The sequence below is a fragment of the Carboxylicivirga sediminis genome (genome assembly GCF_018156225.1).
Lineage (GTDB): Bacteria > Bacteroidota > Bacteroidia > Bacteroidales > Marinilabiliaceae > Carboxylicivirga > Carboxylicivirga sediminis.
The window spans coordinates 33,562-57,813 of sequence record NZ_JAGTAR010000035.1 but is presented as its reverse complement, the minus strand read 5'-3'; the positions used below and the strand labels follow the sequence as shown (position 1 = coordinate 57,813).

The window sequence follows — 24,252 nt, the reverse complement described above, 5'->3', positions numbered from 1 at the left end:
CTACAAATATTTATCTCCGCTGGAGATAATAAAACAACTTCGGAGAAGTTGAATATTTATAGAAATAATAAGCCTACCCTATTAATAACAATCCCGGCGGGATTGCAGATCATATAGGCGTTTCAATGTTTTTTACATTGTTAATCGGTCTGTAATGAAAGTTTACCTAGAAGTACATATAGCTTAATACCGCCACTGTTACAAACATATAAATAATGGTAAGCGGAAGACCAATCTTGAAGAAGTCCTTAAAATTATAACCACCCGGACCGTAGACCATCAGGTTAGTTTGATAGCCAATAGGCGTGATGAAATTGGCTGCAGCAGCAAAAGACACCACCAGCACAAATGGCATCGGATCAAGCCCCAAATTTTTAGCGGCAGTAATCGATATTGGAAAAACAATGGCCACTGCTGCTTTATTAGTGATGTAAGCAGCCAGCACCGAAGTTATCATAAATATGCCCAGCAGCATCGATATGCGTCCCAGTGGCATAAACACAGAAATAATCAAGTTAGCTATCATCGCTGCCACACCTGTTTTCATCATGGCTGTACCCAAGGCCAGCGACAGCGCAATGATTACCCCCAGGTTATAGTCAATATTTTTTGGTAAATCCTTGGCCGATACAACTTTTAAGATATTGATGGCGGCCAACACTATCAGCAAACCAATAAACAGCGGCACCAGCTTAACGGCAGCCAGGAATATGGCCATTAGCGTACCGCCAAAGAGTACCCAAATCTTATAGCGCTCTGGTTTACGTAACTCTTTAACCTTGGAGATAACATAGAAATCGATGTCATTTTGGATACGGCTGGTAAAGTTATCACCTGCCAGAAGCAGCAAAACATCACCTGCCTTTAGCTTGAGGTCATCAATTTTACCAACAATGCGCTCACCATTACGGTGAATGGCCAATAAAGCAGAATCATATTTACCTCTGAAATAAATATCCCTCACCTGCTTTGAAATCAGCGTACTATTATGAGAAATAACAATCTCAACCACCTGCGAACGTTTCAGCTTCGACATCATGCCTACTGATGGCAACATCAATTCGCTCGTTTCCGATAGCAAGTTAACTACTTCAGTATTATCACCCGCAAAGCGCAATAAATCGCCTTCCTGCAGCACAAAGTTATCATCAATAAGGCTAATCAGGTGATTATCGCGAATTACCTCTATCAGCAGTAATCCGTTTTCATTCTTCATATCAGCCTCTGCAATGGTAAGGCCTATAAGTTTTGACCCTCTTTTCACCACTGCTTCGACCAAAAACTTTCGATCGTTTTTAATATAGGTATCTATAGCCGTTTTCCTATCTGGCAGTAGCTTGTAACTAAAGAAGTATAAATACAAAAAGCCAATAACCAGCATTGGCAAACCCACCCATACAAAATCAAACATCTCCAAAGCCGGCATATCCTGGATAATATCCTGGTCAGCCACCATACCACTCACAATCAGGTTGGTTGATGTACCAATAAGTGTTACACACCCTCCTAAGATAGCGGCATAAGACAAAGGAATCAGCAACTTGGATGATGATATATTATTTCGTTGGCTCCACTGATGCACATATGGCATCATCACCGCCACCAAAGGCGTATTATTCAAGAAAGCAGAGAATCCGCCCACCCAAATCATCATACGGGCTAAAAAGCCCTTATAGCTGGATGATGTTGGAAAAATTTTAGAAAAGAATATTTCAATAACAGAGGTCTGCCGAATGGCATCGCCCAGCAACAGTAGCATAATAATCACAGCAATCTGCTCGTTGGCAAAGCCTTCGAGAATTTCAGCGGGTGTAAGAATCTTGAAAATCCCCAGCACCATTACAGCGATAAAAAATGTAAAAGCCGCCCCCATCCATTCGCGATACAGAGATACGAGGATAAAAGCAATAACTACAAAAACAACAATTACGTCGATGTACGGCATCTGTTATAAGCGTCAAATAAATGTGCTATTTTTGTCACCAATTCGGCGCCAAGAGCACAAACAAAAATATAAATTAATACTTAAATTACTAATCCGATCGCTTATTAAGCTAAACAAAAATCAATGAACACAGCACCAGTCAGAACCATCGAACTCCTTTCTCCTGCAAAGAATCTTGAATGCGGTAAAGCAGCCATTGACCATGGTGCTGATGCCGTATACATAGGTGGTCCGGGTTTTGGGGCCCGCAAAAATGCGGGCAATTCGCTTGATGACATTGAACAGCTCATAAGTTATGCCCACCTGTTTGGGGTGAAAGTATATATTGCGCTCAATACCCTTTTGTTTGATAATGAGCTGCAGGCTGCCAACGAGTTGGCTCATCAGGTATATCAACTAGGTGCCGATGCGCTCATCATACAGGATATGGGCCTCCTGGAAACAGACTTACCACCCATCCCCATCCATGCCAGCACACAAACGGATAACCGCAGCCTTGATAAAGTTAAATTCCTGGAGAATGTGGGTTTTGACCAGATTGTACTGGCCCGCGAACTTTCGATTAACGAAATAGATACCATCCGCCAGGCTACAACTGTTCCCCTGGAATATTTTATTCATGGGGCGCTGTGTGTATGCTACAGCGGCCAGTGCTATATGAGCGCTGCCATTAACAAGCGCAGTGCCAACCGGGGTGAATGTGCCCAGCCATGCCGGCTTAAGTACAGTTTAAAAACCCGAAACGGTGAAGAGTTGTACCATGATAAGCACTTACTGTCGCTGAAAGATCTGAACCTGTCGGGGCACTTGGAGCAGCTGGTAGATGCCGGTATCTCCTCCTTTAAAATTGAAGGGCGCTTGAAAGACAAAGATTATGTAGCCAATGTGACGGCACATTACCGGCAATTGCTCGACGAAATAATAACACGCCGTAACGATGTGGTGCGTGCATCGTCAGGAACAAGTGCCGCCAGTTACACACCCGAAGTTGGAAAAAGCTTTAACAGGGGCTTTACCAGCTACTTTATCAATGGCCGTTCAACCGGCATCTGGTCCATTGATTCGCCTAAAAACAGGGGCGAACAGATTGGCAAGGTGATACAGGTGGGGAAAGACCATTTTACCATCGCGGGCAACACCCCCATCCATAATGGCGATGGACTTTCGTTTTACACCAAAAAGAAGGAGCTTACGGGCTTAAAAGTTAACCGCACGGAGGGGAATAAAATATACACCAACAGCATGAAGGACATACGGCAGGGCATGAACCTGTTTCGTAATTTCGATAAGGCTTTTACCGACAGTGTTAATAACAACACCACCCAACGGAAGATAAAAGCCAACATTCTTTTGAGTGAAAACGATAATGGCTTTACCCTATCCATAAAAGATACTGATGGTCTTGCGTCGTCCATCACCAGATCATTGGATACACAAACCGCGAATAACCCGGAACGGGCACTGGAGCAGATACAAACACAAATAGCAAAGCTGGGCACCACCATATTTGAGGCCGATAATGTGCATATCAACCTTAAAAGCAACTGGTTTTTTAAGGCGAAAGACTTGAATGGGTTGCGTCGGGAGCTAATTGAATGCCATCTGCAGAAACGTCAGGCGCACTTTAAAGCCAAAGAACGGGTCATACATCCCAATAGTGTGCCATTCCCTAAAAGCGAGCTCAATTTTACCGCCAACATCATCAACCAGAAAGCTCAACAGTTTTATGCCCGCCATGGTGTAACCAGCAGCGACTGGGGCTTTGAGAAGCTGGCTAACACATCAAATGCGGAGCTTATGCGCACCCGCCATTGCCTGTTGTACATGAATAACCAATGCCTTAAAGAACATCCTGAAGCCCGCCGACTTCTGCCACTTACCCTATACAACGATAAGGACAGCTACCTGCTGGAGTTTGATTGCAAAAACTGCGAAATGATCATTAAAAAAGCCAAATAGCGGGCGCCTCAATCATTTGAGAAGCCCTCCTGCCGTCAGCGGGAACACTTCCGCACCTGCGGAAACCTTCCTGCCGTCAGCTGGAGCACTTCCGCACACGCGGAAACCTTCCTGCCGTCAGCGGGAGCACTTGCGCACCTGCGGAAATCATCCTGCCGTCCGCAGGAACACTTGCGCACCTGCGGAAACGATGCTGCCAACGGCAGGACACATAAAAACCCACCAGACCAGTGGCCGGGTGGGCTTCTATATTTCATTTTTAACTGTCTATTAAAGATTAAGGTTCAGCTGCACACCGGCTCGCACCCAGCGTCCGGGCTGTACAACATTTCCCAAATCATAATACTGCTGGTCAAATATATTGGTAGCATCCACAAATACCTTGTAGCGTGGAGCCGACCATTGCAGGCGCAAATCAGCCAGCCAGAAAGGGGCATATTCAGTCGGCACTTCCTCGTAGGAGCCATCTACAAAGCTAATGTATTCCCCTTCCCTATCCTGGTAAGTAACATTAATAACGGCACCCAGCTGTTTGTATATGGTGAGGTTGGCAGCCGCATTAAATTTGTGCTTCAGGTAATCCATTACATATACAGATTCATACTCGTCCGGCACATTTTTATCCTGGTCGATGTAGGCATACCCCAATTCAATACTCTTAAGGGGATTGCGACCAATCAGCTCACTTACATTCACCTTTCCTTGTGCCTGAAAACCCCATGAACTCATCTCCGCTAAATTACGCGTCTGGTATTTTTCTTCGCCATCAAGGCGCCCCCAGTCAATCAGGTTATCGGCTTCGCGATAGTAAAGGCTTGTTTGTCCACTCAACCAGCTGTTAACCACCTTTAGTCCACCTTCAAAGGTTAGTGCCTCTTCCGGCTTCAAGTCCGGATTACCCAGGTTGGTTGGGCCGGCATAAAACAAATCGGTGAAAGTGGGCAGGCGCAGTGTTTTATTGGCACTACCATATACCTTAAGCGCATCGGTGAGCCAGTAACTCACATCCACTCCCGGAAAGAAATCAACACCGAAACCCAGTGATGAATTCCAGTTCATCAACACTCCTGCCGATACTGACAGCTTTTGATAGTTATAAACATGTTCCACAAAAGTAGATACATTGGTGCGATGAAACGATTTGGTGAACTGGGCATCCTCACCTGGCACATCAACAGACGTTTTCATGTCATATCCCAGTACGTTACTCCAAACATTTTCACTACGCACCTCACCGCCTACCGAAGTTTTACCCAAAGCCCAGGGAATAACAGCATTGAAGCTGCCACCAAACACATCGGTAAGGTGATAATTATGTGTTGTGTACCAGCTGGCCGGGTTATCTCTGAATAGCTCAAAACGGTCCTGATGACGGCGCCAGTAAAGGGCGGGTGATATCTTAACAGTTTCACCAGAGCTTAGCTTTACCGAGGCAAAAGTTGTTTTATTCTGTTCAAATTGATTGGGGTATTTTGGGGTATAGAAGGCATTGGCTCCAAAAGCTTTATCGTTGTACCCCAGCTGAAAGTCAAGTTGTTCTTTACCGAAATCCAGCTGTCCCTGATAGAAAAGGCTGTGATTTTTAAAATCGGTATTATTGATATACCCATCACTTGAGGCTTTGTTGGCAGCAATGTAGTTTTTGAGGAAGCCGGTTTTCACCGTGGCGTTGGCCGATGCATTGTACAAACCATGTTGACCACCAAGCACATTAACAGTAAGATTATCCTGAGTTTTAGTGCCGGTAACAAAGTTGATAGCACCACTAAAAGCACCGGGACCATACACGCGGGCTCCCGGTCCCTCAAGTATTTCAACACGTTCAATACTTTGCATATCTACGGGCAAGTTAAGGCTTAAATGACCGGTTTGTGGATCGGTAACATTGATGCCATTAAAAAGGATCATGACCTGGTCGAATGATCCTCCCCGAATACTCACATCTGCCTGAATTCCCAGTGGGCCGCGTTGACGCACATCCACATTCATCGCATATCTGAGTAAATCCTGCACACTGTAAACCGGCAGTTCTTCTATCTCCTTACGCGAAATAACATGGAGTACACGCCCTACTTCGGAATAAACCGATGTTGTGCGACGAGCCGATACCTCGACCTCTTCCAGATTTATTTTTTTATTGATGGATGCAGTATCAATTTGTGCGAATGTTTGCTGATAACCAAAAATAGAAAAGTAAGCTGCGCATAAAGCCCCTATTTTTACCACTTTCTTAATGCTGTTAAAAACGGCATACTTTTCTCCATTCCAATGCTTAAAGCAAAGGTTTTGTTGTTTAAAAAAATTACTTGTTTTCATTTATACTATTTAAAATTAAAATCGCCGCAAAGGTATAATAATATAGAGCCTGATAATGTTTGCAGAAGCCTTTTCCGACAATCTCTATGCAGATTTTTATAGCCGTGCTATTTTGCTTATTTTAGCCCCATCATATTAACTTATTTTTGTCAATATAGTTCAGTGCGAACCTTTAGGATTCACCGCTGTTTCAACAATAAAATAACAACATGAGATCTCTATTCATCTATATGCTTTGCTTTAACTTGTTTGGCCTCGTTAGCCTAAGTGCTCAGGACGAAGCAAATGACTCCACCGTTATAACAAAGGCTCCAGGAAGAACCCACGTCGTTAAAAAAGATTTTGATGCCACAAACATTGATGAGCTAAAAGTGACCAACAAGCATGGCTTTGTTTATGTGTCATCCTGGGAAGAAGAAACCATACAGGTAGATATTACGGTGAACATGGAAACAAGGTATGAGAGTAATCTGGAGGAGTTTCTGTCTCTTGTTTCTTTTGAAGACCGGCGATACAACCGTACCAGCCATCTCAAAACCACTTTCTCGGAAGATTTCTTTTCGAACTACCCCTTTACAATTAATTACCGCATTAAAATTCCGGCCCGGTTAAACCTTGATATCAACAACTCTATTGGTGATGTAAAGATTGACAGCATCAGCGGTGCCATCAAGCTCAAACACAGCTATGGCAACCTGGAATTAACACAAATAGCTCCGGACAAATTGCTTCAGCTGGACTTAGCATTTACCGAGGGACTGATTGATAATTTTGGTGAGATAAAGGCCAATTTAAACAATTGTACCCTTAACATTAATAATGGGCAAAAACTGAAGGGCAAAACTAATTATTGCATGGCAGGCATCACCAATGTTTCTGTCATGGAATTGCAAACTTCAACCGACAGGCTCACCATTAATCAGGTGGATAGCTTAAGTCTGAAAGGTTCACAATTTATTGGCAAAGTCAAAGGCCTGTCCAACTATCTTTTTTGTGAGTTGGAACGAGGCCAGCTGCTGGTTGAAGCCAATCAATCAGTGAAGGAAGTTACCATTTCAAATAAGAGAGCAAAAACCACACTTACTCTCCCATCAGAACTTACATACCTTTTAAATGGTGCAGTAACAAATGGCTCATTTACCCATCCCAGCCCCCAGGATTTACTGCTCTACAAAGAGAATGGCACGGTGTCGTTTTCCGGTACAATTGGAGAAACGGAAACACCACAGGCCAACCTGATATTATTTAATGAAGATGCATCCATAACCATAAAAAACTAGATACATGTCTACGCCCGATCGCTTATTTAAACTCAGAAATCACATGGCTACTCTTGGAGTTGATGCCTGTATTATTACAAGTGCCGATCCGCATTTAAGTGAGTACCCTTCATCACACTGGAAATTCAGAGAATGGCTGTCGGGCTTTACCGGTTCGGCCGGAACAGTGGTGGTTACCAACGAGGAAGCAGGTCTGTGGACCGACTCTCGCTACTTCCTCCAGGCAGAACAACAGCTGGAAGATTCGGGGATGGATTTATATCGAATGGGTACAGAAGGAGTGCCGGACTATAAAGACTGGCTGACAGAAAAGCTAAATGCCGGTTCGGTGGTTGGTGTCAATGGAAAAACCATGACGGTCAATGAGCTACGCGCACTGGCCAGGCTTCTGAAAAAAGCCGACATACGGCTGGATGCCAAGCTATTTATGGAAGATGATATTTGGGAAGCACGCCCCCTAATACCTGAAGATGGTATTTTTGAATTGGGTACCGAGTACACCGGCCTGTCCCGTACCGAAAAAATAGCGGAAGTACGTCGCCGAATGAAAGCGCAGGGAGGCACACACTATATTATCACAACACTTGACGAGGTAGCCTGGTTGCTTAACTTCAGAGGACAGGATGTGCAATTCAATCCTGTATTTCATGCCTACCTGGTAGTGTCGCATAACCATGTTAACCTGTTTATTGACCCTCATAAGCTAACCTCCAGCATTGGTAAGCAACTATCGGAAGAGGATATCAAAATATTCATCTACAATGATTTTTATAATTTTATAAAGGACATGCCGCCTTTAGCCAAGGTAATTGTAGATCCTAACAGAACCAATAGTACCGTATACAGCTCATTACCGCAGCAAAGCACTAAAATTGAAACAACCAGCATTGTTACCAACCTGAAGGCGCAAAAGAACGAAGTGGAGGTTGAGAACTTCAGAAAAGCCATGGTAAAAGATGGTGTTGCGATGACAAAGTTTCTGTGCTGGCTCGATAACACCATTGGTAAAGAAACCATAACAGAATATTCGGCTGCTGCCCGGCTAAGTGCTTTCAGAGCAGAGCAACCCAATTACCACGGTGATTCATTTAACACCATCAGCGGATATGCCGGCAATGGTGCCATCGTGCATTACGCTGTTCAGGAAGAATCGGCTGCAGAGCTTCAGCCCAAGGGTTTATTCCTCATCGATTCAGGAGGTCAATACCTTGAAGGCACAACAGACATCACCCGAACCGTTGCCCTGGGTCCACTCACTGATGAAGAAAAAACTGATTTCACACTGGTATTGAAAGGTAATATAGGTCTGGATATGGCCGTTTTCCCAACAGGCACCAGAGGTGTTCACCTCGATATACTCGCCCGTCAGGCCATGTGGCAGCACGGCATTAATTATGGGCATGGCACCGGTCATGGCATTGGTCACTTCCTATGTGTGCACGAGGGTCCACAAAGCATTCGTCCGCAAGATAATGGTGTGGAGATACAAGAAGGGATGATTTCATCCAACGAACCGGGCATATACAAATCAGGTAAGCATGGTATTCGCATCGAAAACCTGATTTTAACACTTAAAGATAAGAACACCGACTTTGGTAGCTTCCTAAAGTTTGAAACCTTGACATTATGTCCGGTTGATACCCGCGCCATTAAAACTGAACTATTAACAGTTCAGGAAAAAACATGGGTCAACAACTATCATCAGAAAGTGTATGACCTTATCTCGCCACTTCTGGATGGCGAAGAAAAAGAATGGCTGAAGAACAGCACAAAGCCTTTGTAACAGATGCTGAGTATTTGTATCCCGGTATATAATGTAGATGTTAGAGAGTTGGTGGAGGAGCTCAGTAAGCAATTTACTGATACAAAATTAGATGGGGAAATTATTGTACTTGATGATGGCTCAAACAACCATTTCCGTAATTTAAACAAGGACATAATTAGCTTAAAAGCTGTGAGGTACTACGAACAGTTTAATCATGGACGTTCCATAACCAGAAATAAATTGGTTGAATATGCCAAATACGACAAAATTGCTTTTATTGACAGCGATTGCATTGTATCATCAAACTACCTATTCAATTATTGCCAACCTAAAAGCTTATCTCATCAACTCGTAATTGGAGGGCTAGCATATGACAAAGAGAAACCTGATAGAAACCTGAGGTTAAGGTGGAATTACGGAAGAAAAAGGGAATCAACAATTCGATACAATGAAAATTCCATAAGCTTTCTGTCATCCAACTTCGTGATTGATAGAAAACTTTTTAACTCTATAAAGTTTGATGAAAGAATAAAAGGATATGGTAATGAGGATACTCTCTTTGGAATTCTGTTAAGAAGAAGGCAAATTCCTTTTTACACCATTAACAACAAAGTTATACATAAAGGCATAGAGCCTGCAGATATTTTCTTATCCAAAACAAAAGAATCTTTATCCAACCTATGGTATATATATAAAAATACTAAATATATAGAGCTAGAAAGTCACAAAGCTGTAAAAATACTTAAGAGCAAACAACCATCTATTCTTATTAAATTACTTGATTTATGTTATAAACTAACTGAAAGACCGATCGCAATGTTCTTATCAAAAGTATATCCTTCTATTTTTATATTTGATGTATATAAAATGTTATATCTGTTCCATTATAAACAAACTTACGATATAAATCAGTAATATGAAAAATATAATATCCTTAACACTTTACCTAATCTATTATAGCTTAACAGTTGCCCAAACTCACAGCATTACTGTTAGCATTGATAACTATAGCGACTCTACTTTAATACTGGGTTATTACTTTAATAAAAAGATGCTTGTAAAGGATACAGCATACATCAGCCCGAAAGGAAACTACCTTTTTAAAGGCGATGAGAAGCTCGAGGAAGGACTGTATATAGTTTATCTTGAAGACAGAACCTATTTTGACTTGCTTATTGGTAAAGAACAGCAATTTAAGGTCAACACTGCAAAAAGCAACTTGTTGAATCACATGACCATTGAGGGAAGCGCTGAAAGTGCCGATTTTTTAAATTACCAGCAATACCTGGTGACTAAACAAAAGGAGGCTGCCCCTGTGCAAGAGCAGTTGAAAGCTAACCCCGACGCCGCCACCAAAGCAAAGCTACAAAAGCAAATTAACGCCCTGTCGGCTGATGTGAAAGCAAAATATGAGGAAATAACCAGCCAGCACCCCAACAGCTTTTTGAGTATCTTTTTAAAAGCTACTCAGGAAATTGAAGTACCTCAGATGACAGCTCCAAATGGAAGTTCTAATCCTGATTCGGTGGTTCAACGCATGCGCTACGACTATTATAAAGCACACTATTTCGACAATATGCAAATGGATGATCCGCGCATCTTACGCACCCCGTTTTTCACCAATAAGCTCGAAAACTATTTTGACAATGTGCTGCTGCAACTACCCGATACAATTATTAAAGAATCTCACCGCGTAATTGCCATGGCTAACAGCAACTACGACATGGAGAAATACCTGATTCAGCACCTATTTAACCGGGCTAACGAAAGTAAAATAATGGGGATGGATGCTGTTTTGGTTTCGCTGGGAGAAGCCTATTACCTAAATGGCAGGGCTGACTGGGTAGATGAGGAGTTTCTGAAGAATCTACAAGAACGGGTTGATAAGATTAAACCAAATATACTTGGTCACACAGCCGCTGACTTTAAGATGCAGTCCAATACCGATGAGTTTTATCGTTTGAGTGAGATACGTGCCGATATTACCATACTGGTATTTTGGGAGCCCGAGTGTGGCCATTGCGAAAAAGAAATACCAAAGCTCTATGAAGAAGTCTGGAAAAAATATGCCAACCAGGATATAAAAATAGTAGCCGTTTACACCCAGTGGGATAAAGAACCATGGGTAAACTTTATCAACGAACATCAATTACACGAATGGATTCACCTCTATGATCCATACAACAGAAGTAATTTCAGAAATAATTACGACATTTACAGCACACCTGTCATCTACATCCTTGATAAGGATAAAAAAATTCTTGCCAAACGCATTGGCAGTGAGCAAATACCCGGTTTTCTGGACCACCATTTTAAATTGAAATAGCATGTACAAGTACCTATATTGGATTCTTCTATCAATCATTACATTATCAGCCTGTCAGAACAATGAGAAGGTGATACCTGCACCGGAAATATTCCTGCAGATACCTGACGGCGGCTTCGATTTTGATACCGATAGCGTAGAGTATATCGAACCCAAAATAACCTATGACATTGATTCGGAGTACACATGGTCCGAAAATGATCTGGCCATAGACAATGAAAAAATATACACTTTTGAGAACAGGCCACTGGGTACCTATCTGCTTAAATTTACGGTTTTTACGCCCTACGGCGAAGATGCTATGGATATAAGCGTAAACTCATTGGACATAAACAGTTTTGAAGAGTTTGATAACTTAAATGATGATGGCTACTTCAATCAGCCCGAAGAAGGCTTCCACCAGTTTAAATACATACACTATAGCTGTGACTACGATGCAGCGTCACCTGCTGATTGGGGCGGTTTTGCGCTAAGTGATAATACCAATAAAACAGATGCTTCCGAAAAGAATGAGTTTAGCGTATATGCCAGCTCAGGGGCCGATGACTCAGACATCTTTATGGTTTATAAGCAACAAGCAGATAAATCATTCCCCGTTACATTTAACGATGGAAATGCTCATGTAGTCAGAAGCATTGAAGTAAACAATGCTACGCGCAGCTATCTTACAATGCAATCAGGATTTAATAAGAAAGAAGGCAAAGACTATTACTTATTAAGCATTAGTGGATTAGACCAAAATGGCGCGAAGATATCCGGACCTGTTGAATTTCTCCTGGCTGATTATCGTCCTGAATTAACAGCCGATAAATACCTGGTTTCTGAATGGGAACAAGTAGATTTGACATCACTTGGGGCCATTCATCAATTGGTGTTTGAGCTCAGCTCATCCCGCGATGCCGATGAAACATTTGATCTGCCCATGTATTTCTGCCTCGATAACCTGAAGATTATTGAATAAATCAACCATGAGTTCGGAGTTAAATATGATACTCTGAACTCTGCTTAGTCCACAATCAGCACTTTTTTGACAAATACTTCGGTGGAAGAACTAAATTTCAAAAGATAAACACCCTGAGGTATACCGTGCACTGAGAAAGCATCCTTTACAGGATTCTGAATAACGTAAGTCTTAACAATCTGCCCATTAAGTGCATAAACTTCGACAGTACTTAAATCCCTTACATCTGAATTAAATTGTATGGTTCTGTTTTTAATGGGATGATTAAGAATATTCACATAGTTTCTTTTTATAGATGTCGGTTTATCTCCAATACTTACAAATACTGGATCTGCCGCTAAAACATCAACCCAATAGCTGGCTTTTTTTCCAGACGAGTGAACATCGCTAAAAGCAACCCACTGACCATCTGACTGCCTAATATAGGCACGATTAAGCCCCTCCTCTGCAGATAAATCACTCATATAGATGCCAAAAGTATCAACACTGGCAGGATAAGAGAGCTCAACCCCAGCAAAAAATGCATTATTAAGCTCCAGCGGAACAGCCAATTCTATCAATGCCTCACTATTTTCATACAAGCTGTTTAACTGAATATTTTCTCGACTCCACAATACATCACCCGGCTTGCCATTATCATTATCCCAAATGGTTACATTAATAGTCTGGCTTGAACTTTCGACTTTAGCGGGAACAAGATAAACACCACTTACCGTTGCACTTTCAACATCATAAAATGAACTGGCATAGGCCGTGTAACCACGTTCGTTATGCCCCGACCAACTTCCTGTAAACCTATTATCGTACAGAACATTTGCTGTACGCTCTGTATTTAAATGAGAAACGCGTTTGTAGCTGGATAGCTCCCGCCCATTCATTTGTGTTCTGTTTATATCATCGGGCGACAGCCATTGCACCAAACTTTTGTTTTTTTCACTATTATAGTTCCATGCCTGATTAAAACGGACGTAATAATCATTATAAGGGTTTCCGCAGAACGCCTCTCCTCCTGAAAGATTACCAATAAAAAGCTGGTCTTCGGTAAACAATCCGGAACCTGATGAACCACCTTCTGTTACACCTCTATCCCAAAGGGCTATCTGCCAGTGAATATTCTCAAGAAATGACACGCCTCCATATGATTTCGCATTATAGGACGCATTTACTGGTGCTGCCGCCGAGACGGCAATTTTTTTCACATCACCTTGGGGATGATGTACCGAAAATACAGCATTATCAATGGTTTCAGCTCTTGTCCAGCCTGCCAGGTAGGGGCGATAGTTATCTTTAGGTGTTTCTCCCATTTGTAAAAGGGCAAAATCCATGTTTTCAACGTAGGCTATTAATTCGGCTCCCGATACGGTTTGAGCATCAACACCATTAATAACAGGATCGCAACTATATGACTCATAATTAAAAAAGAAAATAATTGTTTGGGCCGTATAGTCAAAAGGCACTCCAGATGTATTGGTGGTGCAGTGACCTGCTGTTAAAAATAATGGATTTCCTTCTTCGACAGAGCTATTAAGCATGGTTCCAGAACACAGGTATACGCCATCGCTGATAATTTTACACACCGATCGTCTTATTTCATCCGAACAAATACTTTCACAGGAAGCATTAATATTACACAGTCCTGAATCGCCAAAATCACTTTTTCTTTTAAGGTAATTATGTACACCTAAAAAATCGTGATTAACTGCACTTACCTCAAGCTCAAAAGGAAAATCAACTGTCTTCTTTGTTTGCAACTCCACTATTAGCTCATCGCCTGCAACGGGAGCCACTGCAAATATTTTCGATGGTTTATTATTTTCTTTTGTGAAAGCTCCTAAAACATGACTTCTCTGTGGATTATATACGAATAACTTATCATCATCAGATAAACAAAACTTGTCGAAAATCAAATTAAGACTTTTGGCTCCTTCTGACTTAATAGCCAGACGCCAAACCTTGTAGCCATTAGCATCCGCTTCCCATTCGCCACTATTCTGAGGCGTAAAATTAGTGTAAATAGCTTCTGCAAATCGCAACGGCAACTTGCCCTGTTCTCTTGATTGAACCTGAGAAGCCATAGCTGTCCTTGCAGGCATTAAACTAATTGGCTCTACCACCTCGTTTAGCAACATGGGTTGACCACCATGTGAAATTTGCGACCAAACATTTACGGAGATTACCCCAAAAACGATTATTAATAGTTGTTTAACCATAGTGTTTCTTACAAAAACAATTGCCAAAAGTTACACAAATTATTGTACCTATCCCTGCTCTAAGCAGCATTCTCTCTATCCTTAGTTTTTCTGTTAATCATTCCCCTGCCTTTTTGCACAGCGTGTAAAATGGATATATAACGTTTCATTCGGCCATATCTGCCTATGCCATTAAGTACCAAAGCCCATGCCATAAAAAGACTTGTGACTACTATGGACAATAATAAAATACCTAATTCAAACTCGTTAATTCTAAACTCTTTGGGTATAGCAAAAAACAATAATATAGATATAAGTCCCCGTGGTGCAATCAAAAACTGAGGAAAGTAATCACGTTTAAAAATGAGCTTAAAAACCAGCCATCGAAAAGCAAACATCCCGACTATAAAATACAGTGTAAGCAGCAATATATCTGGCACAAAAACACCAGCCAACGTGATTGACATCCCTAAAATGAAGAAGAAAAATGTACGAACCACAAAAGAACTCTCACGCGTGAGCAGCTTAAAATCGACAAGCACACGTTTCACATTTTCTTCGTACAGGTACTTACGTAAAAAGCCGCTGAAAAATAACATACGGTTCTCCAGTACTAAGCCAAATACGAGAATCATCAGAAGCGACGACAAGTGGAAAAGCTTACCAATGGCATAAAACAGAATGAGCACTGCAAAAAACAGAAATAGCTTTACATCTGATTTAATCCGCTGAAATGCAATTATCATGGCATACGAAAGAACAACACTTAAAATTAAGGTGCCTCCTATTGTTGTAATCACATTAAACCCTACCTCCGTAGCGCCATTCGTATCCAGATTTTCCACAAGCAGATAAAAAAACATGATGCCCAAAATATCGGATATGGTACTCTCATAAATCAAAAATTCCCGCTTGGCTCGCTCCAGGCGGGTTACACTCGGAATAACAATAGCACTGCTGGTTATAGCCAATGGAATTGCATAAATCACAGCTGTCAGCATGTCAAGATTACCTATAAAATACCTGATACCAAAGGCCAGAAAGAAGGTATTAAAGAATAAAGACAAAGTGGCTATAAGACCCGATAAGCCAATCAACCGCAGCTTTTTCCGCCTTAGTTCCAAATCCAGAGCCGCCTCCAGCACAATCAGTATTAATCCAACTATCCCCAATACTTCGAGCGGTAAGAACCATTCATCTTCGTTAAACTCAAAACCCAAAAACTCTTTTGCCAGGTACCCCGATACAATCAGTAAGATGACACTGGGTATGTTGGTTTTTTGAGCCAATATGTTGTACAAATACGATACAATAATGATGACGGCTGCTCCTATTACCAGATAATACGCACTTAATTCTCCCATAGACAATATTACGAACGGTGAAGATAAAAAAAATCCCGTTCTGCCAGAACGGGATTGATTATATCGTAAAGAATGTACTATTCGTATGTTTTACATTCTACTTCTCCGTTTAATACAGCCCAGCCATTTTCAGCCAATGCCTGCATCTCATCCTCACCAGGATAAACTTTTACCGGAGCTATCCAGCCAACCATATCCTTCAGGTATTCAATCACCAGCTTATCGTAAGCAATACCACCGGTAACAATAATGCCATCAACATCTCCTTTCAACACTGCAGCGCAACCACCAATTGTTTTACCAATTTGGTATGACATAGCCGAGTGAATCAGCTTATAGTGAGGCTCCCCTTCTGCGGCTTTCTTTTCTACTTCATGCGCCTGGTTAGTACCCAAGTGAGCAACCAAGCCACCTTTACCATTCACAATCTTGCGCATTTCCTCATACGAATATTTACCACTGTAACATGCATCAATCAATGCACCTGTTGGCAGTGTTCCTGCTCTTTCTGGCGAGAAAGGTCCGTATCCGTCCAATGCATTGTTTACATCTACAACTTTCCCACGAAGGTGAGCACCAACAGAGATACCACCTCCCAGGTGTGCTACAATCACATTGATGTCTTCGTATTTCTTTTCAATCTCTTTTGCAAAGCGCTTAGCTACCGCCTTTTGGTTTAAGGCATGGAAGATTGAGCGGCGTGGCATTTCAGGGTGACCCGTTACACGTGCAACATCCTGCAACTCATCCACCACAACCGGATCGGCAATAAATGCGCGAGCGCCTTCAATATTCTTGGCTAAATCATCAGCAATTAAGCCTCCTAGGTTACTGGCATGTTGTCCTAACACACCTTTTCTCAGGTCAGCTTTCAATGCTTCATTCACTTCATACACACCTGATGCAATTGGCTTAACCATTCCACCACGACCTACAATGGCATCAAAATCATCAATTTCAATATCTGCCTCTAAAAGCTCTTTCACAATTGTTTCTTTTCTGAACTCAAACTGAGAAGCAATATCTTCAAACTGACCAATTTCTTCAGCCGAATGTCTTAATGTTTTTAGAAAAACAGACTTATCTCCACAATACACTGCAATTTTAGTTGATGTGGAACCTGGATTAATAACAAGGATTTTCTTCTTGTCCATAGTTTGCTTTTTACTAATTGGGATTTTTCACAAAATTATTAACGTATATTTTATAAACACCCGGCCTGAGGAGCAGACCGGGTGCTTTCCATTAGCCCATTGCGGCTAATAGTATACTATTGTATTTAGACTCTTCAGAATCACTTCGCGAAGTAAGTACAATTGGAGCCGATGCTCCAAGTATTACAGAGGCCACCTTAGCTTTTGCAAAGAATACCAATGTTTTATACAGCACATTACCTACCTCAATGTCAGGCATTAACAACAAATCTGTATCTCCCGCAACCTCGCTTTTAATGCCTTTGTGCTTGGCACTTTCAAAGCTTACCGCATTGTCAAAGGCCAATGGACCATCGATGATACAGTTTTTGATCTGGTCGCGCTGATTCATTTTTGACAGCAAAGCGGCATCCAGGGTTGCCTGCATACTTTCATTCACCATCTCAATCGCGCCAAGTACTGCCACCTTAGGTTTGGCAATACCCATTTTATTCATATAACCCACTGAGTTATTAACGATGCCTATCTTATCCTTTAAGTTAGGAGCAATATTCATCGCAACATCGGTTACAGCAATTAACTTATGATAGGTATCTACCTCAAACAGTGCAAAATGCGACAGTAAACTACCTGTACGCAATCCCCACTCCTTGTTAAGCACTCCTTTTAATAGCACAGGAGTAGCCACTTTACCTTTCATCAAGATATCTGCCTTATGATCGTGCACCATACGCACGGCCAATTCCACTGATTTTACATCATCTGGTTCATGAATAAATGTAGCACCATTAAAATCAAAACCTTTCTCCTCAATGATACGCTCGGTATCAGGACGGGAACCGATTAATATGGGCTCGATAATACCTGCCTTAAAGGCTGCATGCACAGCCTCTAAAGAGTGTGAATCTTGCGAAACTGCAAGAGCTAGCTTCTTCTTAACCTTATTTTTTTCAATAAGCTTTTGAAGATCTGATAAGGATTTAAACATTTTATATTGGATCTAAAGATTTAGTCAACCTGTTAGCGGTTAGCCAATTCTTCGACAATAGCCTTGGTATCCTGAGCGATTACCAACTCTTCATTGGTTGGTACCACCATCACTTTTACCTTGGCATTATCCGGGCTAATCACCTGCTCTTCACCACGCATACCTTTGTTTTTAGCTGGATCTACTTCAACACCTAAAAACTCCAATCCTTCGCAAATGCCGGCACGGGTACTGTCGCCATTTTCACCAATTCCGCCGGTGAAAATAATCACATCAACACCTCCCATAGCAGCAGCATAAGAGCCAATGTACTTCTTGATACGGTAATCGTATATTTTCAGTCCTAATAAAGCACCATCATGTCCTTCAGAAGCAGCGCTTTCAATCTCACGCATATCCGAAGAGATACCAGTTAGGCCTAACATTCCACTATGCTTGTTAAACAGCACACTTGCAGAGCGTGTACCAATTAACTCTTTATCCATAATGTATGTAACTGCCCCAAGGTCAAGGTCACCTGCACGAGTTCCCATTACTAAGCCCTCAAGCGGTGTGAATCCCATTGAGGTATCCACTGACTCGCCATTTTTGATGGCACAAATTGAGGCGCCATTACCAAGGTGACATGAGATAATCTTTTGAGTATTGTAATCAACACCTAAAATTTCGCATGCACGCTTTGATACATAACGGTGACTGGTGCCATGGAAACCATATCGACGAATTCCGTACTTCTTATACAATGACTGAGGAATAGCATACATATAAGCCTCCTTAGGCATTGTTTGATGGAAAGCCGTATCAAACACACCACACTGAGGTACACTTGGCAATAGTTGCGTAATAGCCTCAATACCCTTTAGGTTTGGTGGGTTGTGCAGTGGTGCAAGGTCGATACACTCTTCCATTTTACGCACTACATCATTGGTAATGAATACACTTGAATTAAACTCCTCACCACCGTGAACCACACGATGACCTACAGCATCAATCTCTTCAAGTGATTTAATACACCCATGACGCTCGCTCACCAATACGCCAAGGATATAGTCTATACCGGTTTGGTGATCTAAGATTTCACCTTCCAACAACACCTTTTCATTACCTTCCTTCTGGTGTTTCAGAAAAGATCCTTTCAGACCAATTTTCTCAACTACACCTGCTGCCAACACACCCCAATCACTTTCGGCCATGTTGAACAATTGATATTTAATAGATGAACTACCACAGTTCAATACTAAAATTTTCATTTTGCTAATTTCTTTTTGATGATGTACTCATCATCTTGTTCGTTAATGTTTTTACTTAATTAGGCTTTCTTACTTAATATCGTTTCGTCGTCCAGGATGTTTCCTTCCTGATCATAACGATAAAAACCTACCCCTACATGACTACCCAAACGCTTGGCACGTACCAAACGACGAACCAATGGCGAAGGTGCAAATTTCTGATTACCAAACTCCTCATGCAAGTTCTCCATCCAACGAACAACTTTATCCAAACCAATCACATCGGCTGCTTTGAAAGGGCCTAAGCGCATACCTAAACCTATTTCCATGGTTTTATCAATATCGCGCATGGTAGCCACACCTTCCATTAAGGTAGCACAAGCCTCATTAAGCAAGGTGACATATAATCGAACACTAACAATACCAGCTGATTCTTCAACAGGTATTACATCGCGGTTAATTAGCTTTACAAACGTGCAAACACGCTCGTACACCTCATCTGAAGTATATAAACCTTTTACAACTTCAATGATACGTGCTTCAGGTGATGTCACAAAGAAGTGCAGGCTGGCACATCTCTCGCGGAATTGTAATTCAGATGCCAACTCTGTTACAACAATTGTAGTGGCATTGGTAGCAATAATAGCATCGCGGGCTACTACTGCCTCTACTTTTCTGAATACTTCTTTACGGGCATCAATACTGCGAACACCTGTTTTTTCGTCAGCTCTGATTGCCTCAATTACAAAATCACAGTCTGCCAAATCATTAAAATCTGTCGATCCTTTGATACGGCTCATGATAGCACGTTTTTCACTAACTGTTAAGCCCCAGTTTTCAATTCTGCTATCCAATTCTTTTCCGATGTTGTCAAGAGCTGAAGTAATTTTTTCCTCGTTCAACTCAATAAAAACAACTTCCATTCCATGCCAGCTGGCGATGCGAGCAATATTTTGCCCTTCTTTACCACATCCTACAACGCCAACTTTTGAAAACAATGTTTTCCCTTTTTTCTTCTGACCTAATGCATATTGCTCAATAGGTTCTACAAGAATTTCAGCCATCTATCCGTTTTTTAATTTCCTAATGGTTTTTATATTATGTACTTGCACTCAAAAAACAAAAGCCGGTTAAAACCGGCCTTCTTATTACATGTTTCCTGCAGCCTGATTTGCGGTAATGGCAACAAGGTTTACAATATCACTCACCGAACAACCACGCGATAAATCGTTAATTGGCGCAGCCATACCCTGTAACACAGGTCCTATAGCTTCGGCGTGAGCCATACGCTGAACAAGCTTGTAAGCAATATTACCTGTTTCCAGAGTTGGGAATACCAAAACATTGGCTTGACCAGCTATCTCAGACCCAGGTGCTTTCTTTTGACCAATAGCAGGAATAATTGCCGCATCTGATTGAAGTTCACCATCTATTTTTAAATCCGGAGCCATCTGCTTTGCCAATTCAGTAGCAGTAGCTACTTTATCAACCATCTCGTGCTTAGCGGAGCCTTTGGTTGAGAAGCTCAACATGGCAATTTTAGGTTCAAAACCAGCAATAGCTCTTGTTGTACGACCTGTTGCTACAGCAATTTCCGCCAATTCTTCAGCAGTTGGGTTTGGATGAACAGCACAGTCGGCAAACACCATCATACCATCCTCACCAAACTCTTTATCTTTTAAAATCATGATAAATGCACCAGAAACAACGCTAATGCCAGGAGCTGTTTTCACATACTGAAAAGCAGGGCGCAACACATCACCGGTTGCATTATCTGCTCCGGCTACTTCACCATCAGCATCTCCGGCTTTAATCATCATAACAGCTAAAAACAATGGATTTTTGATTAACTCAAGCGCCTGGTCTTTGGTCATCCCTTTGCTTTTTCTTATCTCAACCATCATTTCAGCGTAAGCATCCATTTTATCATGGTTTTCAGGGTCAACAACTGTAGCTTTATCAATATTTTCCAAACCAAAACCAGCAGCTGCTTCATTTACCTTTTGAGGATTACCAATAAGGATAACATCAGCAAAACCTTCGGTTAAAATAGTATTAGCTGCACGCAATGTGCGCTCTTCCAACCCTTCAGGTAAAACAATTCGTTTCTTGTTTTCGCTTGCTCGTTGTTTAAGTTGCTCAATAAATTCCATTTCGTCTTTAAATGTTATAATTATCAATTTGCTGCAAATCTACGGTGAAATTCGCATTATTTACATGTCTTTTATCATTTAATTAAGATGTTTAAAAACAGAAAATAGCAGGCTATTTTCTATGCCAATTTTAGGAAGTTTCAGATTATCATTTAATTTTATATTTACTTCCTTTAAATCAACAAACAGAGCGTCATTATTGGTGAAAAATTGCAAGCCAACTTACAAATCGTAAGTTCATCATGCAAAACACACAGGCTAACAGCCAAAATGCAGCTCAAAACATCTTTGCGCCTTTAAAATAAAAGACGCCATACATGCCAAAACTACCTACGCACTTTACAAACAGAGCGCGATAGTTTCAAAAATTGTTGGATTTATTAACTAATCAGCTTTTGAAGGAGAACACAAAGATAATTGCTTTTCTTTTTATTTGGAAGAAAGAAAGAGTTAATCAAACGTAAAATAGACATCAGGCATCCCGTCTCTATTTATGAATTGGCTTATGTCGTAATTAAAAAAACACTGAATAATAGAGCTTAATCAGAAATATCACCTTCTTTTTAAATCAAAAGGAGTTAATAAGTCTATTAACTCCTTTTGATTTATATATCATGTTTGCTATGGCTTGTAACAAGCATACACTACTAATACAACGGAGGTGTACCTCTCTTTGAAGTCATAACAACAACTCCATCAACCGCCTTATCGCCATATAGTTTGATCGCTTTATCTCCTTTAATGATGCGAATAGATTCCACATTATAATCTTCAATGGCAACCAATCCGTCAACGATTTTATTATCCAAAACAAATAAAGGATGTTTACCCAATACTTCTAATGATTTGATGCTACCTGCCAATTGCCTTTCCCCACTGGATAATTGAAACCTTACCGGCAGTCGCATTTTGGTGTTTACCTTTTCCCTATTTAATACACCAGGCTTCCAATCTTCGGTTGCTTTTATAGCTTCTATTACACGTGCATCCAACTCTTTATCGATGCCCTTCTCGAGCTCAACCTGGGTTACTTCGCCACTCGCAGTTACCACAAAACTTACCCAGACATCACCCTCTACACCTTTTATCTTTAGGTTATCGGAATAATTAACCTGCTTACGAATAAACCGACTTATATCATTTCCTGCCCCTTTCAGTCGCGGCATTTTGTCCACCGTTGTATAAACGTTAAGATCCGCAACATATTCTTGAGCAACACCCAAGAAACCGATTAACAACAATGTGCCAATCAAACGAAATTTGATAGTAATACGCATGCTTCTGAATTTAAGGTTATAATTTGATGCAACAACTCTGATTACAAGCTGCTATCTTGCTTTTTTTGAGTAGCAATAATTATACCATAAACAATAAAAGAAGAAGCTTATTTAAGTTCTACCCTTTCGCATCTCTTCGATGCGGCTAATTACATCTTTCAAACTTTCTTCACGCACTTTTGCTGCCTTTTTACGTGCCTCCTCATCTAGTTCGTATGGTGATGGACGCTCCGGAAGATCATTAATTTCGGCATCAATAGTTCTGCCAAAACTCCAATCCAAACCTAAGTTATCAAAGAGTTCACGCATAAACTTAATTTTTTCGTCAGGCACATATACATTTAATGTTTTCATACCAGTTATATTTAATAGTATACTAAGAGATAATTAAAGTTAATATTAATTCATTGTTCTTTCAAAATAAAACCACCTTGAAATTTCAAAATAAAATTCAGGGAATTAAACGAAATTCATCTGCATCACCAAGGACAGGGAACTTATTACGAAAAGCATTAAGCTCATGCCTGTTCAAAATTACATAAAATAAACCTTCCTGATCCCCACAGTCAAGGGCCACCTGCCCCCGTGCATTAATGGTCTGGCTATCGCCAGCATATTCAAGTTGATTATCTTTCCCTATTCTATTAACGCCTATCACATATGATTGGTTCTCAATTGCTCTGGCTTTCAAAAGGGTATTCCACACATCGCGTCTTGCAGCTGGCCAATTTGCTACATAAACCAACACATCATAATAATCACCAGTATTTCGGCTCCACACAGGAAAGCGCAGGTCGTAGCAAATAAGCGGACAAATGCGCCAGCCCTTAACTTCTAATGTCAAACGCTCCAAACCACGTTGATAGTGCATGTGCTCTTCTCCCATTGTAAAAAGATGCCTTTTATCGTACCAATTGACAATGCCATCATGAACCACATACAACCGATTGAAGTATTTATTTTGAACTTGCACTATCACACTGCCCATTATAGTAACACTAAGTTCATTTGCCGTATCCTTCATCCATTCAAGCACCTCACCTCCATCAATTTGAGCATTATTTTCCGGCGCCATACTAAATCCACAATGAAACATCTCCGGAAGAATAAGCACATCTGTATCTTCTTCCAGGTTCATTAATGCCGTTGTAAGATACTCCAAATTACTACCTGTATCTTCCCATGCAATATCAAACTGGAGCAGTGCAATTTTTATGTTCATCAATTAGTATTTACTACATCTATCACAAGTATAAGCTTTCATCATCAATTATTCAAATGGCCTTTTTGTTTATTTCTCAACATTTATAACTGTTTTGTGATTTTATTAGCTCTATATCGAAATA

Annotated in this window: 18 protein-coding genes; 6 read left to right on the top strand and 12 right to left on the bottom strand. The window is 41.1% G+C overall.

Going from position 1 to position 24,252, the window contains the following annotated elements; translation table 11 throughout:
• Positions 1 to 166 precede the first annotated feature (166 nt).
• A complete protein-coding gene (locus tag KDU71_RS18690) occupies positions 167 to 1,945 on the bottom strand; it encodes an SLC13 family permease (protein ID WP_212192629.1) in 1,779 nt (592 codons plus the stop codon).
• Positions 1,946 to 2,068: 123 nt separating this feature from the next.
• On the opposite strand from KDU71_RS18690, the gene KDU71_RS18685 reads away from it, so the two are divergent.
• Positions 2,069 to 3,904, top strand: coding sequence for a peptidase U32 family protein (locus tag KDU71_RS18685; RefSeq protein ID WP_212192628.1), 1,836 nt, complete (start codon positions 2,069 to 2,071; stop codon positions 3,902 to 3,904).
• Positions 3,905 to 4,174: 270 nt separating this feature from the next.
• Here KDU71_RS18685 and KDU71_RS18680 read toward each other — a convergent pair whose 3' ends face one another.
• Entirely contained in the window at positions 4,175 to 6,220 is a 2,046-nt protein-coding gene (locus KDU71_RS18680; RefSeq protein ID WP_212192627.1) for a TonB-dependent receptor, read from the bottom strand.
• 209 nt (positions 6,221 to 6,429) lie between these two features.
• Between KDU71_RS18680 and KDU71_RS18675 the strand changes: the two genes are divergently transcribed.
• The 5 genes from KDU71_RS18675 to KDU71_RS18655 are packed head-to-tail and all read left to right on the top strand — an operon-like array spanning position 6,430 to position 12,552.
• Positions 6,430 to 7,500, top strand: coding sequence for a DUF4097 family beta strand repeat-containing protein (locus KDU71_RS18675; protein WP_212192626.1), 1,071 nt, complete (start codon positions 6,430 to 6,432; stop codon positions 7,498 to 7,500).
• Between the two features lie 4 nt (positions 7,501 to 7,504).
• Complete coding sequence (locus KDU71_RS18670; RefSeq protein ID WP_212192625.1) at positions 7,505 to 9,283, top strand: aminopeptidase P family protein; 1,779 nt, start codon at positions 7,505 to 7,507, stop codon at positions 9,281 to 9,283.
• 3 nt (positions 9,284 to 9,286) lie between these two features.
• Complete coding sequence (locus KDU71_RS18665; RefSeq protein ID WP_212192624.1) at positions 9,287 to 10,180, top strand: glycosyltransferase family 2 protein; 894 nt, start codon at positions 9,287 to 9,289, stop codon at positions 10,178 to 10,180.
• Position 10,181: 1 nt separating this feature from the next.
• Positions 10,182 to 11,591 (top strand): thioredoxin-like domain-containing protein, encoded by a 1,410-nt coding sequence (locus KDU71_RS18660; RefSeq protein WP_212192623.1) that lies wholly within the window; start codon positions 10,182 to 10,184, stop codon positions 11,589 to 11,591.
• Between the two features lies 1 nt (position 11,592).
• A complete protein-coding gene (locus KDU71_RS18655) occupies positions 11,593 to 12,552 on the top strand; it encodes a DUF4465 domain-containing protein (protein ID WP_212192622.1) in 960 nt (319 codons plus the stop codon).
• A gap of 44 nt (positions 12,553 to 12,596) precedes the next feature.
• Here the strand turns inward: KDU71_RS18655 and KDU71_RS18650 are convergent, their stop codons facing one another.
• The 10 genes from KDU71_RS18650 to KDU71_RS18605 form a co-directional block, all read right to left on the bottom strand.
• Entirely contained in the window at positions 12,597 to 14,762 is a 2,166-nt protein-coding gene (locus KDU71_RS18650) for a T9SS type A sorting domain-containing protein (RefSeq protein WP_212192621.1), read from the bottom strand.
• A 59-nt stretch (positions 14,763 to 14,821) separates the two neighbouring features.
• Positions 14,822 to 16,105, bottom strand: a complete 1,284-nt coding sequence (locus KDU71_RS18645) for a cation:proton antiporter domain-containing protein (protein WP_212192620.1) — start codon at positions 16,103 to 16,105, stop codon at positions 14,822 to 14,824.
• A 77-nt stretch (positions 16,106 to 16,182) separates the two neighbouring features.
• Positions 16,183 to 17,259, bottom strand: a complete 1,077-nt coding sequence (gene buk / locus KDU71_RS18640; protein ID WP_212192619.1) for a butyrate kinase — start codon at positions 17,257 to 17,259, stop codon at positions 16,183 to 16,185.
• A 91-nt stretch (positions 17,260 to 17,350) separates the two neighbouring features.
• The gene (locus KDU71_RS18635) at positions 17,351 to 18,247 is read right to left on the bottom strand and encodes a bifunctional enoyl-CoA hydratase/phosphate acetyltransferase (RefSeq protein ID WP_212192618.1); all 897 of its coding nucleotides are present in this window, start codon (positions 18,245 to 18,247) and stop codon (positions 17,351 to 17,353) included.
• A 32-nt stretch (positions 18,248 to 18,279) separates the two neighbouring features.
• Entirely contained in the window at positions 18,280 to 19,497 is a 1,218-nt protein-coding gene (locus KDU71_RS18630; RefSeq protein ID WP_212192617.1) for an acetate kinase, read from the bottom strand.
• A gap of 59 nt (positions 19,498 to 19,556) precedes the next feature.
• A complete protein-coding gene (locus tag KDU71_RS18625) occupies positions 19,557 to 20,540 on the bottom strand; it encodes a 3-hydroxyacyl-CoA dehydrogenase family protein (protein WP_212192616.1) in 984 nt (327 codons plus the stop codon).
• An 84-nt stretch (positions 20,541 to 20,624) separates the two neighbouring features.
• Positions 20,625 to 21,629 (bottom strand): phosphate acetyltransferase, encoded by a 1,005-nt coding sequence (gene pta, locus KDU71_RS18620; RefSeq protein ID WP_212192615.1) that lies wholly within the window; start codon positions 21,627 to 21,629, stop codon positions 20,625 to 20,627.
• A 647-nt stretch (positions 21,630 to 22,276) separates the two neighbouring features.
• Positions 22,277 to 22,906 (bottom strand): energy transducer TonB, encoded by a 630-nt coding sequence (locus KDU71_RS18615; protein ID WP_212192614.1) that lies wholly within the window; start codon positions 22,904 to 22,906, stop codon positions 22,277 to 22,279.
• 111 nt (positions 22,907 to 23,017) lie between these two features.
• Positions 23,018 to 23,260: a hypothetical protein gene (locus KDU71_RS18610; protein ID WP_212192613.1), complete on the bottom strand. Its 243-nt coding sequence runs from the start codon at positions 23,258 to 23,260 to the stop codon at positions 23,018 to 23,020.
• A 97-nt stretch (positions 23,261 to 23,357) separates the two neighbouring features.
• Positions 23,358 to 24,128, bottom strand: coding sequence for an amidohydrolase (locus KDU71_RS18605; RefSeq protein ID WP_212192612.1), 771 nt, complete (start codon positions 24,126 to 24,128; stop codon positions 23,358 to 23,360).
• Positions 24,129 to 24,252 lie beyond the last annotated feature (124 nt).

Bases quoted from the DNA above. Each gene is read 5' to 3' on its own strand.
- KDU71_RS18690 (WP_212192629.1), bottom strand. From the start codon at position 1,945: ATGCCGTACATCGACGTAATTGTTGTTTTTGTAGTTATTGCTTTTATC.
- KDU71_RS18685 (WP_212192628.1), top strand. From the start codon at position 2,069: ATGAACACAGCACCAGTCAGAACCATCGAACTCCTTTCTCCTGCAAAG.
- KDU71_RS18680 (WP_212192627.1), bottom strand. From the start codon at position 6,220: ATGAAAACAAGTAATTTTTTTAAACAACAAAACCTTTGCTTTAAGCAT.
- KDU71_RS18675 (WP_212192626.1), top strand. From the start codon at position 6,430: ATGAGATCTCTATTCATCTATATGCTTTGCTTTAACTTGTTTGGCCTC.
- KDU71_RS18670 (WP_212192625.1), top strand. From the start codon at position 7,505: ATGTCTACGCCCGATCGCTTATTTAAACTCAGAAATCACATGGCTACT.
- KDU71_RS18665 (WP_212192624.1), top strand. From the start codon at position 9,287: ATGCTGAGTATTTGTATCCCGGTATATAATGTAGATGTTAGAGAGTTG.
- KDU71_RS18660 (WP_212192623.1), top strand. From the start codon at position 10,182: ATGAAAAATATAATATCCTTAACACTTTACCTAATCTATTATAGCTTA.
- KDU71_RS18655 (WP_212192622.1), top strand. From the start codon at position 11,593: ATGTACAAGTACCTATATTGGATTCTTCTATCAATCATTACATTATCA.
- KDU71_RS18650 (WP_212192621.1), bottom strand. From the start codon at position 14,762: ATGGTTAAACAACTATTAATAATCGTTTTTGGGGTAATCTCCGTAAAT.
- KDU71_RS18645 (WP_212192620.1), bottom strand. From the start codon at position 16,105: ATGGGAGAATTAAGTGCGTATTATCTGGTAATAGGAGCAGCCGTCATC.
- buk (WP_212192619.1), bottom strand. From the start codon at position 17,259: ATGGACAAGAAGAAAATCCTTGTTATTAATCCAGGTTCCACATCAACT.
- KDU71_RS18635 (WP_212192618.1), bottom strand. From the start codon at position 18,247: ATGTTTAAATCCTTATCAGATCTTCAAAAGCTTATTGAAAAAAATAAG.
- KDU71_RS18630 (WP_212192617.1), bottom strand. From the start codon at position 19,497: ATGAAAATTTTAGTATTGAACTGTGGTAGTTCATCTATTAAATATCAA.
- KDU71_RS18625 (WP_212192616.1), bottom strand. From the start codon at position 20,540: ATGGCTGAAATTCTTGTAGAACCTATTGAGCAATATGCATTAGGTCAG.
- pta (WP_212192615.1), bottom strand. From the start codon at position 21,629: ATGGAATTTATTGAGCAACTTAAACAACGAGCAAGCGAAAACAAGAAA.
- KDU71_RS18615 (WP_212192614.1), bottom strand. From the start codon at position 22,906: ATGCGTATTACTATCAAATTTCGTTTGATTGGCACATTGTTGTTAATC.
- KDU71_RS18610 (WP_212192613.1), bottom strand. From the start codon at position 23,260: ATGAAAACATTAAATGTATATGTGCCTGACGAAAAAATTAAGTTTATG.
- KDU71_RS18605 (WP_212192612.1), bottom strand. From the start codon at position 24,128: ATGAACATAAAAATTGCACTGCTCCAGTTTGATATTGCATGGGAAGAT.